This window comes from Paenibacillus sp. FSL H8-0283, assembly GCF_045040675.1.
GTDB classification, from domain to species: domain Bacteria; phylum Bacillota; class Bacilli; order Paenibacillales; family Paenibacillaceae; genus Paenibacillus; species Paenibacillus amylolyticus.
The window spans coordinates 4,832,673-4,847,074 of record NZ_CP150295.1; the positions used below are offsets into that span (position 1 = coordinate 4,832,673).

Consider the following 14,402-nt stretch of genomic DNA (forward strand, 5'->3'; position numbering starts at 1 on the left):
CCTCGTTTTGGTGTTTCTTCTATTATAAAGGGCTCTATAGTGCAATAACCTTGTGCTCTCCAAGGAATTCACTTGAGGCCTTAATCAGTTCATCGATCCACTCGGTGCCATAACGATTCAGGTAAAAGAGTGCATTATGTACTCGTTCCTGTGGTTTGCCCGTTGGGAATAAGGAGTTCTGAATGCCGTTCCAGTGCCTTAGACTCACATTGTGTTTATCTTCGATAGCTTTGTGAGTCTGCTGTTTCAGATACTGCATTTGCTCGTTGATTTTACTCAAATTGGTATCGCCAATTCGTTCCAGCCCCGGATGAATCTCCGCGATCTCATCTAGCAACGGTCCATACAGATCAAGAAACGCCTCCTGAACCTTGTCAAATTGTTCATCTACCTGGAACGTCTCCTGCTGTGCGAGCCATTGCTCCTTCTTTTCTTCCATATGATATTGAACATCCTGAAAAGAAAGTCCATATTGTTTCATATGTTTGTGATGAATATCTTCCATAATGGTGAAAGACAACCGCGGCAACAAAATGGGCATTTGCAGTCCGAACTGACGGAATGCTTCCCGTGTCAAACCCCAATATGCAATTTCACCTTGCCCCAGAATAACGGCGGCTACCGGCAACACGGAATCTTGCATTAATGGTCGTGTCAATACGTTGTTACTGAAGCGCTCCGGATGTTCACCCAGTTCCTGAAGCAAACGTTCCTCTGTGAAAGAAACCAAACCTTTGCGATCACTATATAAACCGTCCTTCAACAACAAGAGCAGACGCGTACCTTCATGAATGTAGAACAGATTGGCTCCATCCTCCGCTACTTCGGCAGGCATAGCATAACCAGCTTGTTGTACCAGCGAAGCACCTTGTGTGTATGCGCTGCGCAGCACTTCATTTTTTCGTATCAACATCTCAAACACGGGCTGTTCCAACCTGCGTAAATCTGGATCCGATGCATCCATTAGAACAAGTCCACTACTCGCAAACAAGGCAGATATCATGCGGGCAAATGCATCACTCAGATTTGAACTGGATTGATGGATCTCTGTGATGCATTTCATCAGTCCTGGTTTATGTATCGTATCAGGTAAAAGATGTTCCACCTGTTCGAGTACATTCATCCACTGCTGCGTATCCACATGAACATTACTCACAGAATCCCTTCCTGCGAATCGCCCTTGTAACTTAACCTTCTTCATGTCTCCCTGATGATCAGGAAGATATGTGTGGTTAACCTCATCCCAGTCATGGTCTTCACCGGCAATCCAAAATACTGGGACTACCGGGCGTTGAAGTCTTTCTTCCGCTTCACGCGCAGCTGCCACTACGCTGGCGGCTTTGTATATGACGAACAGTGGTCCGGTGAGCAGACCGCTCTGCTGTCCTCCTGTAACCACTAGTGCATCTTGTTCTGCAAGACGTGTGATGGACGCATGAACCTCTCCATGGTCGTTCACCCTCTTATTATATATACGTAAATACTCTGCCAGATCACGACGATCAATACGTGTGTTTTCCGATTGGTCCAGCCACTCGGCACGCGCCTGAAGTCCTGATTCCCAGCGAATGTCATACTCGTAAAGGCCACGCGCAGCATCTCTTGAACAGATATAATCTTCTGCAAGTCTTGATCCGCTGCGGAGTGCCTCGGTAATACCGTTCATGAGGTCTGCCTCCTATTCTGCTTCAAAGAGCCTTTCTTGATTGTACCGAATTCAAGGCCGCTTCGTCAAAAGAAAGTGATTAAAATACGAAAAAAACCGCCGAACGAGTCGGCGGCATTTAATACATCAATAATAGCATATCGCATTAATATTCCTATTATACGTAAGGTTCTGCAACCCAGTGACCTTTGGAAACCTCAATCAATTGAGCATTTTCCAGGTTGTACGGGTCATTTGCAGGACCACCAGATCCATTTTGAATCGGGCTCATATGCTCTTCCGGCAGCAAGATGCGACGTTTGTTCGCTTCCACTTCCGGATCAGGTACAGGGATTGCTGAGAGCAATGTTTTGGTATAAGGGTGGATAGGGTTCGCATACAGTTCTTCACTTTCTGCGAGCTCAACCACTTTACCCATGTACATTACAGCGACACGGTCACTGATATGTTTAACCATCGACAAGTCATGCGCGATAAACAGGTAAGTCAAGCCGAGACGTTGCTGAAGTTCTTCAAGCAATTTAACGACCTGTGCCTGAATGGATACATCCAGTGCAGACAATGGCTCATCACAGATGATGAATTTAGGGTCTACAGCAAGTGCACGCGCAATCCCGATCCGTTGTCTTTGACCACCGGAGAATTCATGTGGATAACGAAGAGCATGACTTGGATTCAAACCAACCAGATCAAGCAATTCCTCCACTCGTCTCTTGCGCTCTTTAGAGCTGGAAGCCAGACCATGAATATCGAGGGACTCCCCGATAATATCCATAACATTGAAACGCGGGTTAAGAGATGCATATGGATCTTGGAAAATCATCTGCATATCTTTACGCATTTCTTTCATTTTACGCGGAGACAATTTGTAGATATCCGTTCCGTTGAAGTTAACATTTCCGCCAGTTGGCTCATAAAGACGCAGAATGGTACGACCTGTTGTCGATTTACCACAGCCAGACTCGCCTACAACGCCAAGTGTTTCACCTTCAAAGATATCAAAGCTTACGTCATTGACCGCTTTGAGAATGTTACCTTTACCCAAATTAAAGTACTGTTTCAAGTTTTTCACTTGTACCAGAGGCTTATTGCTACCTTTGATAATACCAGCCGGAGCTGGTTTTTCCTTTTTGGGCTCGTCCAGACGAGGCAAGGCATTCAGCAATTTAATCGTGTATGGATGTTGAGGGTTACTAAAGATTTCAGCAGTTGTTCCTGTTTCAACAACTTCGCCTTCCTTCATAACAACAACACGGTCACACATACCCGCTACGACACCAAGGTCATGCGTAATCAGCATGATCGATGTTCCAAGCTTTTGCTGCATGTCTTTCATGACATCCAGAATTTGAGCCTGAATTGTAACGTCAAGTGCAGTTGTCGGTTCATCCGCAATCAGGAGGGATGGACGACATGCAAGCGCGATCGCAATCATAGCACGCTGACGCATACCACCAGAGAATTGGTGAGGATAATGATTCATGCGGATAGCCGCATTCTTTATACCTACAAGTTCCAACATCTCCAAAGCCGCTTTATTCGCCGCTTGTTTGGACATGTTCTGATGCTTGCGCAATACTTCGGTAATTTGTTTACCAATTTTAATGGTAGGATTCAATGAAGTCATTGGATCTTGGAAGATCATACCGATATCTTTACCACGAATCGCTTCCATTTGTTTGTCTGTCTTATTCAGCAGGTCTTGCCCGTGAAAAGTAATTTCTCCGCTTTTGACCTTCGAAGGCGGGGAGGGAATCAATTTCATGATGGTTTGGGCGGTAACACTCTTACCACTACCCGATTCACCTACGATCCCCAGCGTCTCTCCTTTGCCAAGTTCAAAACTCACATGTTTAACGGCATCAAATTCACCAGAACGTGTTGAGAACGACACACTCAGGTCTTTGACAGTTAAAATCGGCTCCATAATCCCACCTCCTGTTTCTATTTACGTAATTTCGGATCGAGTGCGTCACGCAGACCGTCTCCGAGCAAGTTAAATGCAAGCATTGTAAGAACCATCAGACCTGCTGGGAACCACATCCGCCACGGGAATAGCGTCCAGCCTGTAAGTGCATCATTGATCATAGAACCAAGTGAAGATCTTGGTGCTGATACACCCAATCCAAGGAAGCTCAGGAACGCTTCAGCAAAGATTGCATTTGGAATGGACAACGTCAATGTTACAAGAATCGGTCCTATTGCATTGGGCAACAAATGACGGAACAATTGACGCCCTGTGCTTGCTCCCATGGACCTTGCAGCAAGAATAAAGTCTCTGTTTTTGAGTTGCATAATTTCACCACGCACAATCCATGACATGCTGATCCAGCCTGTGATGGTGAGGGCAATGATAATCGTTGTCAGACTTGGTTCCAGTACAACCAGCAACAAAATTACAACAAGCATGTACGGCAAGGAGTAGAGGATTTCGGAAAACTTGTTCATAATTCCATCTACACGTCCACCATAGAAACCCATGATCGCTCCATAAATAACCCCGATAACAAGGTCAATCAAGGCTGCGGCCAAACCTACAGTAAGGGATACACGTGCTCCTACCCAAGTTCTTACCCACACGTCGCGACCAAGCTCGTCCGTACCGAACCAGTGCTCCGCACTCGGTGCTGCATTGGCATTCAACAAATCATTGGAATAATAATTATAACTTGTAAACAAAGAAGTTGGACCAATCAAAGAGAAAATCACGACAAGAACCAACACGCTCAGACTGATCATTGCAGCCTTATTGGTTGCAAGTCTGTACATGGCATCTTTAAAAAGGGATACACTTTCTTGCGGTTTAACCGCTGCCTGACTAGTCAGGTTCGTGTTCGCCGTTTCATTCTTTTTATTATTCGTGCCAGACAACGTTATGCCCCCTTCCGGCTTTCCAGCTTAATTCTAGGATCAATCAGCACGTAAGCGATATCCGTAAAGAAACGAGCCAACATCAGGAGGATACCATAGAAAATCGTAATCCCCATGATCATAGTGTAATCACGGTTTGTGATACTCTCTACGAATACTTTACCAATTCCCCCGATGTTAAAGATCTGTTCAATTACAACGGAACCTGTGATGATATTCGCTGTCATTGGACCAACATAAGTTACTACTGGTAGAATACCGTTTCTTACAACGTGTTTAAACATAATTGCAGGCCACTTCAGACCTTTGGCTTTAGCTGTTTTGATATAATCTGCATGTAAGACTTCAAGCATGCTCGAACGCGTCAAACGAGCGATAAAAGCAATCGGAGATGCAGATAACGCTGCAACCGGAAGAACATAATCCAATGGACCATCAAAGCCCATAACGTTAAACCAGCCTAATTTAGTAGCAAAGAGGTACTGCAATAGTGACGCAAGCAAGAAGCTCGGAACAGCTATCCCTATGACAGCCAGGATCATCGTGATATCATCAATGAGTTTACGATGGTAAACTGCAGCAATAAGGCCCAGCAGAACACCAACGATAATGGAGATAACAATTGCAAACACTCCAAGCTTCAGCGAAGCGGTGAATGTTTCGCCGATCATTCCGGCTACATCTCGATTGAGATATTTCATTGAGACTCCGAAATCTCCCTTAATGATTCCACCCATATACTTCAGGTATTGTTCATACATCGGTTTGTCCAATCCATACTTCTGTTCCAGCAAGACCCGAATTTCAGGCGATACTTTTTTCTCAGATGTAAAAGGGTCACCCGGAATAGCCTTCATCAGGAAGAAGGTTGCAGATGCGAGTATGAAAAGCGATAGCAGCATAAATAATAGTTTTTTCAACACATACTTAACCAACCCTTGCACACCTCCACAAACAATATTTTGTATACAAATCGATTGTAGAATTAGACAGAAATAAAGTCCAATCCATTTATCGGAAATTTCAAGAATTATAAGGAAAATCGGTGCACATACAAAAAATCGGGATATATATGGAATTCCACATATATATCCCGAAGTATTCATATTAGACTTCAGAACAACTTATTTCTCTTCCAGATATGCACGAGTGTAGTCAATAGCTCCACTGAAATCAAGTTGTACACCTTTCAGGTAAGGCTTAGTCAAAGATACGTTAGTGTAATAATAGATTGGCATAACGCCCATTTCATCTTGAATCAGGATTTTCTCAGCGTCAGCAAATGCAGCCATACGTGCAGCTGGATCAGCAGATTTTACAGTTTCTTTAACATCTTTGTCATACTGTTCGTTGCTGAATTTGGAATCATTGTTTGTGTTTCCAGTAGTCCACATTTCCAAGAAGTTGTATGGATCGTTGTAGTCAGCAGACCAACCTGCACGAGCTACTTGGAAGTTTTGGTTTTGACGGTTCTCAAGGAATACGCCCCACTCTTGGTTTTCTGTTTTTACATCAACACCAAGATTTTGTTTCCACATGTCAGCAACCGCCAAAGCGATTTTCGCGTGACCATCACTAGTGTTGTAGATCAACGTAACAGCTGGCAATGTTGTGTAACCTTCTTCTTTCATACCTTCAGCAAGCAATGCTTTAGCTTCTTCAACATTTTCTGTGAAGTAGTCGTCTTTGTGCTCATCACGGAATTCGCCGTTTTCACCACGGATACCTGGAGGTACAAAGCCGAATGCTGGAATTTGTCCACCTTGTGTAACTTTGTCAACAATCAGTTGACGCTGAATTGCCATTGCAAATGCTTTACGGATTTTTACGTTATTAAATGGTGCTTCGTTTACGTTGAACTGATAGTAGTACGTACTTGCAATACCAGTAGCTTTGAACTCGTCCGGCAATTCCGCTTTTACAGAAGGAATTTGGTCGGATGGAATTTCACCGTTAGGTGCACCAGTGTAGTCCAATTGTCCTGATTTGTAAGCTTGCAGTTCGGAAGCACTGCTGTTTGTCAGAGACATATCGATTTGAGCCAATTTAATATCGGCAGCTGCATGGTAACCATCGTTTTTCTTCACAACAATTTTTTGACCTTTAGAGTATTGATCCATTACAAATGGTCCGTTAACGATCATGTTTTTGTAGTCTGTGAAGAATTTGTCATTGGTGTCAGCAGATGCATGTACTGGGTAGTACGTGTAGAATGCTGTCAGACCCAAGAAGTAAGGTGTTGGGTTTTCCAAAGTTACTTCCAATGTGTGCTCATCAGTAGCTTTAACGCCTACTTGTGAGAAATCTGTGACTTTAGTACCTTTGTATGTTTCATCTTTGCTGAGGTTGTAACCTTCAGCACCTTTGATGTAGTACAATTGGTATGCATATGGAGAAGCTGTTTCCGGTTTCAAAGCACGTTCCCAAGAACGAACAAAGTCTTCGGCAGTGATTGCATCACCGTTGCTCCATTTAGCTTCCGGGTTCAGGTTGAAAACATATTTCAAACCATCTTCGGAAATTTTCCAGTCTTTAGCTACGCCTGCTTGTTCTTTACCATCAGCATCAATGCGTACAAGACCTTCGTACAAGAATTTCAGAACTGTGTTGGTTTGGCTGTCTTTTGCTTGAGCCGGGTCCAACGTAGGAGGTTCAGCTGACAGGTTGATTTTCAGAATTTGATCTTTTGCAAGACCATTTCCTTCGTTTGCAGAACCAGTATCGGTGTTACCTGTGCCTTCGTTTTTCGATCCGCACGCTGCAAGTACGGTACCGAACGCCAAAATCAGCGTCAAAAGGACTAATAGACTTTTCCTTTTCATCTAACACGTTCCCCCTAAATTGATATGGTTTATATGTTTATAGATTATACAACCACCGGTCAAAAAAATCTACATTACTTTTTCAGAAAGTAATGTTTTTTTCAGTTTTCGACAAAATCGACACATTTTTTGCCTCTTTTGCGTTATGTAACCTCACATCTGTTTCATGAAGTATCTAAATAATCCAAATAAAGTAAACAAAACATACCCGAAACTCATAATGATGAAGGCCATGCGCCATACGGCCCGGAACATTCTCCCCCCATCGACCTTCCCCTTTAGTCGATTTTGCGCACCTCCGATAAATCCAAGTGCTAGTAGTATGAGTAATAGTGTCAGATAAAAACCAAAATTCGAATCAAATGTTAAGTTGAATAACGCCGATACTGAAAAAACAAGAAAAAAAGTGGTTACATCCATTGCCATCCGCATGGCGTTCCGTTTGTCTTTTTTCCATACGTACATGCCCCAATAGACAAGAAAGAACGGAAAAAAGGGCAATATGCTCAACACAATAAAAAGTCCCATTAATTCACTCCTTCCGGTTGCATTCCTTCAATCAGATGAAGCAGTATTTCATGTGTAGGTGCAACAAGGTCCAACTTCTGTGCCATCTTTACAATATGACCGTTAATTGACCTTACTTCTGTACCACGTCCAGCGAGAACATCTGCAAGCATGGAGGAAGTATTCGTGGCAGTAGAACGGCAGACCGATATCAGTTGATCCCACATATCCTGATCCAAACATATTCCACTTGCAGAGTAGATTAACAATACTTCATCATATAACTGCCGCATTAGCCTCTTTCGTTCTTCCTTGACGATCAATTCTCCATTAGGGATTCGCCATAGTGCCGTGAGCGGGTTAATGACTGAATTAATCAATAGTTTCCTGTATATCAGCTTATCGATTTCATTCGACACTGTACAGTCAAATCCTGCCTGCTGCAACGATCCCGACAGAGTAAATGTTCTCTTCTCCTCTATAGAGGTAGAAGCTCCTATATGTATGTTGTATCTCCCCAGACTGGTTTCACCTGTACCTGCACGAGTCACCTGACTTTGTGTTCGCTTCGCACCTTCTGTTGTAACCGCACTACAGAGAAGCGACTTTGGCAAAGCTGCTTGAAGTTTTGTAAGATGGCCCATCCCATTCTGAAAACAAGCGACATTCAGCACATGATCTTGTAATGGACTAATCTCATCAATGAAATCATCCATGCTTGTCTGCTTAACCATGAGCAGTAACCATTCTCCTGGTGTGTTCTTCCATGTGTCAGTCAGCTTACTTATTGGTTTCGCCTGTATTTGATCCGGTAGAATATGTATCTCTTCGTCTTGTTCCACAATGGTTACTCCATTATGGCTGAGGAGGTCTGCCTGAGCTGTTGTTCTGGTCCAAAATCTGACCTGGTTACCTGACGCCAGCAGTTTCCCGCCATACAAAAGACCAAGTGCCCCCGCTCCTACGATGTCAATGATCATATGATGCACTCCTCTCCGCTTCAGTAGTTTCTCTTCTATTATCTATAATAGAACAAAAACACCAAACTAAAAACCCGTCATACCTGCCGTTGTGTAACGGAGGTGTGGCGGGTTCATACCTGACTTTCACAAATCAAACGTCTGAATTTGTTATTCAATTCGTTCCAGATTCCCGTTGGCATCCATCTTGAAACGTGTCTTAAGTTCCTCTTCTTCTTCGGACAAAAATGCGAGTCTGCGAGCCCGATCCATAATCTGAATCAAAGCTTTGTAGTCGTCATTCACCACACGGTAATCCGTCTGTACTTCATTCACTTCCTTGGAGAGACGGTCATTCTCAAGACGTAGTTCAAGCAATTCATCTTCTTTCTCCCGAAGCTCCTTCTCCAGCATCTTGAGTTGACGATTACTCTCCTGCACCGTTCCCTTCCATTGTCGCAGGAAGCGGATTACTGCATCCATCGATAATGAATCGTCTGAGATCCCATCTGATTTGTACAGATGTTCTTCAGTGTCCAGTGTAGACAGTGCTGCAACCTGCGGTCCGAGCATAGCTGGTTGCTTTCTGAGATAACTTCGTTTTTGTCGTTGTGCCTTGGCGTTACTGATGGCAGAATCATACTTTTTACGTACACAACTGTTCCAGCGAAAACCGCATGCGGCAGATGTTCTGCCTATTTTTTCGCCCACCTCTTCAAAAGCGGCCAATTGTGTACTGCCTTCCCGAATATGACGCAAAGTAACCTCAGCCAATATCAAATCGTCCTCTGTACTCCAAGCATCCTGTCTCACTGCAGTCATGCTATAATACCCTCCTAACAACATCCTAAAATAACCGTCCGCATTACCGGAAGCCCGGTATGTGAATTAGGTATAAAAGCTGCTTCATTCATTCTTATGCCTCTCATAGAGTTCATAGAATTGATTTCATACTAAAATGTATTTCCACATTCAGGCTTGCTCATACGTGACATACGTAAAACATATCCCTCTATACTTACTTTGAGCAAAAAAAGAATTCGCTTTCATATCCAAATTTGTTTACACGTTTTTCCTTTCCCGGTATAATGTTGTGTAGACAATCTATGAACGTACTTAGGAGAGGAGGATTTACCGTGGCACGCATGTTTCGGGTACTCGGGTTCTTCACGCTTGCAATTGGCCTGATGGCTTTTGCGGGAGATCTGGTCGAAATGGCTTTGCTTTTTTTCCTGCAGACTGCGTTTTTTGTCATTTTGGGATACTTGAAATTTACCGAGCGAACGTACATATTGCTCTTCTGGGGTTATATGATCGTAACATTCACGGGGTTCAGCTACTGGACCGTATTCGAAATGGGTTTGCCGCTCTAATCCACCTGCAGCATCAAAGTGATCCGATATCTGTCGGGTTGCTTTTTTGTTGTGTTCAGATTAAATGAATGTTCATGGTGTTATGTAACCACTAAGGATATTTCACGTATTTGTTTCATATATTGTCTGGAAGACAACAAGCCTGTACGATTGTCATTTAAGAAGTGGAAAGGAGAATGGATCGGTGAAACGTCAACACGGCATTTCCGCCTTTATATTATGCATCATTTTATTCCTCCAGCTACCTTTAGCCTATGCCTATGGAGAGTCTTCAGCTGAGGATACACGTGAGATATTACAAAAAAGTCTATCCATCGTTGAAATCGATCATGAAATCGAACGCATCACCGAAAGGCAGAAGCAGCTGGGTCAACAACACGAGACATTATCCGTCCAGCTGCAGGAACAGGAAGAGCAGATACATATTCAGCAAGATCGGGCCGGAGCTGTAGTGAGGTCCTACTACACAGGAGAACGCGACAGCCTCCTCATGACGGTCCTGGGAGCCAGATCATTCAAAGACCTGTTTGTACTGTATGATTATTACCAGATTATTATCGGACGGGATCAGGCTGTGCTGGACAAGTATCAGGACCGTTATCGCAATCTGCAACAGACTTCTACTCAGATTCGTCAGACTACAACAGAATTAACCGAAATGAAGACTAATCTTCAAAACCAGCGGGAACGTGTAGTCGCCTTGCAAAAAGAAGTGGATGCCCAAATAGCCACCAGCGGAGATGCGGCAGCGATTCAGAAACTGATGGATGAATTAACCCTTTATTGGGAGAATATAGGCATCTATGAGGTGAAACGATATTTCAAAGCATTGGCATCTGCCATGCAGAACCTGCCTGATTTTATCCAAAAACAAAACGGAGGAATATCCACGACTGGAACAACGTATACGATTCGAATTGGGCAGGATGAGCTTAATGCATTTCTACGTTCCCAAAATTCAATCTTTGAAGACTTTGCCTTTCAGTTTAACCAGGATAAGATTATAGCTTCCGGTCAGCGGGATCAGTTGCAATTAAGCATTGAAGGACATTATACGGTTGAAAATGAACCGCAAAACTCCATTCGTTTTCATGTGGACAAACTTGTATTCAACCAGCTTGAATTACCAGACACCACTCGCCGAATGCTGGAAAGAGAATTTGACCTTGGGTTCTATCCACAGAAAATCCTGTCGTTTGTGAAAGCAACCGATGTTTCAACAAGTGAAGGCATACTGGAAGTAAAACTCGCTATATCATTTTAAAGAGGTTGAACACGAACTTAAAGTTAATTCGTTGTTTTAATACTGTCTACGTATTGATTCGCTGTAATTTCACCCTTTAAGAATTGTTGTACTTTTTTATGAAAACGAGTTATTAGAGCATGACTTTCGGTCGTGGTAGCAGGGACATTTTGGGTGGTCGGGAACCAGGATTGTCCCTTTGTCATGTCATAACGTCCAACGAGTTTCTCAGACTCCAAATCCAGCTCCTGTTGCTTTGCGGGCAACCGGTTAACCTGTTGGTACCATTTCAGCTGTGTCGTAGCGGACGTCATTCCTTCAATCCATCTACTGGCCTCCTCAGCCTCAACCGAACCCGCAGTAATAACAAGGCTTCTGGAGTTTACGGTTTCCAAGGTTTCGAAAGAAATCCGCTCCAAAGAATCTTTATCCACTGTACTCGCTTGATCCGCATTCAATAATTGAGATAACAATGATACAACCATTGGTGTACCGTTCTGGTCAGCAGTTGGAGAGAACTCTGAATTGGTAGACTCCAGCTTAATAAGAGGCTGAATCTGATTCATCAACTGAATCCCTTGCTGAAGATCCCTTGTTTGCGAATCTAATTGTGTTCGTTTAACTTGATCTGGTGCCATTCTCGGTTCCAAATGATTCAGCCACGCATTCGTCCCGTACATATCATTGATGTTCATTGTAATCAAAGGGATGCCTTCCGCAATGGCTTGTTGAGTAAGTTTGACCCACTGATCTTTATTGCGAGGTAATGACTCCAGACCAGTTCTCTTCAGAAATGAAGATTGTGTAGCCAGAATGTACGGATCAAAATCAAAAGGCATTCCCCACTGATAACCATTCCACTCTGTCATTCCCCGTAACCCAACTACCGTATCTCCTAGCGACTTCGATAATGTTGTTCCGTTTAACGGATACAGGTACCCTTTTTGGGCATAGTATTGCACTTCCTCACTATCAAGCAGAACAACATCACCGTTCTCCCCTAGTGAAAATTCAAGATCCAAAACATGCTTATATGTATCCGGCTTCTCATTCCGAAGATTAATCTCTACCAGCTGGGAAGCAGCAACTTCTTTGGCTATTTTTTGAAAGGCTTGGAACTCTTCATCCGACATGGCCACTACAATCTCCAGCGGAGCTTGAGCATCTTCATTACGGGACGAAGACCCAGGAAAAGCATCCTTCTCCTGATCGCGTTCCTGATTGAGCTGCGAACCTCTAAAGTCAAAACTCGGTGACAAGATCGTTAACGAAAGCAACAATACCGCGAATAAAACAACCTGATGTCTACGCTTCATTAACTTCCCTCCCTGTTCACCTAGTTTTTTCCTGCAGCAATTATTGTAACAAATAAGTAGTACTCTTGTCCTACCCTGCCGAAAAACACTTTTTCGGATTTTTGCATAATACGAGCATATCGAGTTCTGTGTAATAACGCTTACTTATTTTTTCAGCAAAAAGCCGGCTCCTGGAGCCGGCTTCAATAACAACATTTTCCGGGAAATAAATCCCCTGAATTTTACAATAAATCAGCTGCAAGTTGTGCCAGCTTGGACCGTTCTCCTTTTTCGAGCATGATGTGTCCGCTGATTCCCTCTTGTTTGAACCGTTCCACGATATACGTCAGACCATTACTGGCAGAATCAAGATATGGATGGTCTATCTGTTCGGGGTCTCCCATCAAAATAATCTTACTGCCTTCACCGACCCTTGATACAATGGTCTTCACTTCGTGGCGCGACAGATTCTGGGCTTCATCAATAATGATAAACTGTCCAGGTATTGATCTTCCACGAATATACGTTAAGGCCTCCACCTGAATACTGCCAAGCCCCATTAGGATTTTATCGATATCTCCGGCTTTTTTGGTGTCAAACAAAAACTCCAGATTATCATATATCGGCTGCATCCATGGACGAAGTTTTTCTTCCTTCTCACCAGGCAAATAACCGATATCTTTCCCCATCGGAACGACAGGACGAGCAATCAACAGTTTTTTGTATTTATGATCATCCTCTACCTTAAGCAGACCTGCTGCAAGTGCCAGCAAGGTTTTTCCTGTTCCGGCTTTACCGGTGATAGTAACAAGCGGGATGTCATCATTTAAAAGCAGTTCCAGTGCCATGCGTTGTTGTGCGTTACGTGCACTAATACCCCAGACATTATCATTACTGAGGAAAAGCGGCTCCAGCTTTGTTCCCTCTGTGTTCACTTTAAGCAAAGCCGATTTATTGGTTCCCATCTCATCCTTGAGAATGACAAATTCATTCGGATACAACGAATAAGACAACTGCAATGGTTTGATTGGTAAAAAACGATATGTGTAAAACTCATCAATCACTGACGGATGAACTTTTAGGGCCGTATAACCTGGATATAACTCACTGAGTCCTGCCGTCCGATCTGATAAGTAATCCTGTGTGAACAGACCAAGTACATCCGCTTTGATACGCACAAGTACATCTTTACTGACAAGCACGACCTGACGTTCAACTACTTCCTTTTCATTCTCCTCAATCTGATAATTCAGTGCGACAGCCAAAATGCGATTATCGTTGGACACTTCACCAAACATTTCCTGAACTTTCACGAAACTCCGATGATTCAGCTCTACTTTCAGGTTACCTCCATTAGCCAAAGGTACCCCACTGTGCAAGTGACCCAGCTCTCGTAATCCATCTAACAGTCTGGATACATTACGGGCATTACGCCCAATTTCATCGGCATTTCTTTTTTTGGAGTCGATCTCCTCCAGTACAACCGCGGGAATGATTACCTCATGTTCCTCAAAGGCAAATATGGCATTGGGGTCATGCAGAAGCACGTTGGTATCCAATACAAAAATCTTTTTCATTCAATCCCCTCCAAAGCGGCGTCGTTAAAGGCATGAATAGTGTGATCTTTCAGCAGCGGCATGGACAATCATGATCCCATACATAAATG

General features: G+C 43.4%; 12 protein-coding genes. 2 read left to right on the forward strand and 10 right to left on the reverse strand.

The genetic code is table 11. The features are described from left to right. Positions 1-34: 34 nt before the first annotated feature. The 8 genes from bshC to MHI52_RS21505 form a co-directional block, all read right to left on the reverse strand. The gene (gene bshC / locus MHI52_RS21470; protein ID WP_405157602.1) at positions 35-1,666 is read right to left on the reverse strand and encodes a bacillithiol biosynthesis cysteine-adding enzyme BshC; all 1,632 of its coding nucleotides are present in this window, start codon (positions 1,664-1,666) and stop codon (positions 35-37) included. Between the two features lie 157 nt (positions 1,667-1,823). Then, the gene (locus tag MHI52_RS21475) at positions 1,824-3,593 is read right to left on the reverse strand and encodes an ABC transporter ATP-binding protein (protein WP_091028470.1); all 1,770 of its coding nucleotides are present in this window, start codon (positions 3,591-3,593) and stop codon (positions 1,824-1,826) included. Positions 3,594-3,610: 17 nt separating this feature from the next. Continuing rightward, entirely contained in the window at positions 3,611-4,492 is an 882-nt protein-coding gene (locus tag MHI52_RS21480) for an ABC transporter permease (protein WP_370511422.1), read from the reverse strand. A 47-nt stretch (positions 4,493-4,539) separates the two neighbouring features. After that, positions 4,540-5,472 carry an ABC transporter permease gene (locus MHI52_RS21485; protein WP_036614893.1) on the reverse strand — a complete coding sequence of 311 codons (933 nt, stop codon included), beginning with the start codon at positions 5,470-5,472 and terminating at the stop codon, positions 4,540-4,542. A 189-nt stretch (positions 5,473-5,661) separates the two neighbouring features. Further along, positions 5,662-7,359 carry an ABC transporter substrate-binding protein gene (locus MHI52_RS21490; RefSeq protein WP_076328093.1) on the reverse strand — a complete coding sequence of 566 codons (1,698 nt, stop codon included), beginning with the start codon at positions 7,357-7,359 and terminating at the stop codon, positions 5,662-5,664. Between the two features lie 153 nt (positions 7,360-7,512). Beyond that, a complete protein-coding gene (locus tag MHI52_RS21495) occupies positions 7,513-7,887 on the reverse strand; it encodes a DUF3397 domain-containing protein (protein ID WP_047843759.1) in 375 nt (124 codons plus the stop codon). Further along, positions 7,887-8,846 carry a ketopantoate reductase family protein gene (locus MHI52_RS21500; RefSeq protein WP_253501961.1) on the reverse strand — a complete coding sequence of 320 codons (960 nt, stop codon included), beginning with the start codon at positions 8,844-8,846 and terminating at the stop codon, positions 7,887-7,889. The genes MHI52_RS21495 and MHI52_RS21500 overlap by 1 nt, the downstream gene beginning before the upstream one ends. Positions 8,847-8,996: 150 nt before the next feature. Beyond that, complete coding sequence (locus MHI52_RS21505; protein WP_076211575.1) at positions 8,997-9,647, reverse strand: RsfA family transcriptional regulator; 651 nt, start codon at positions 9,645-9,647, stop codon at positions 8,997-8,999. 314 nt (positions 9,648-9,961) lie between these two features. Between MHI52_RS21505 and MHI52_RS21510 the strand changes: the two genes are divergently transcribed. Together MHI52_RS21510 and MHI52_RS21515 are read left to right on the forward strand one after the other, a co-directional pair. Next, positions 9,962-10,198 carry a DUF2626 domain-containing protein gene (locus tag MHI52_RS21510; RefSeq protein WP_017687281.1) on the forward strand — a complete coding sequence of 79 codons (237 nt, stop codon included), beginning with the start codon at positions 9,962-9,964 and terminating at the stop codon, positions 10,196-10,198. Positions 10,199-10,382: 184 nt separating this feature from the next. Next, positions 10,383-11,462: a hypothetical protein gene (locus tag MHI52_RS21515; protein ID WP_405157603.1), complete on the forward strand. Its 1,080-nt coding sequence runs from the start codon at positions 10,383-10,385 to the stop codon at positions 11,460-11,462. A gap of 23 nt (positions 11,463-11,485) precedes the next feature. On the opposite strand, the gene MHI52_RS21520 is transcribed toward MHI52_RS21515, so the two are convergent. Together MHI52_RS21520 and MHI52_RS21525 are read right to left on the reverse strand one after the other, a co-directional pair. Next, positions 11,486-12,757, reverse strand: a complete 1,272-nt coding sequence (locus tag MHI52_RS21520) for an extracellular solute-binding protein (protein WP_405157604.1) — start codon at positions 12,755-12,757, stop codon at positions 11,486-11,488. 221 nt (positions 12,758-12,978) lie between these two features. Then, positions 12,979-14,313: a PhoH family protein gene (locus MHI52_RS21525; RefSeq protein WP_024628438.1), complete on the reverse strand. Its 1,335-nt coding sequence runs from the start codon at positions 14,311-14,313 to the stop codon at positions 12,979-12,981. Positions 14,314-14,402: the final 89 nt, after the last annotated feature.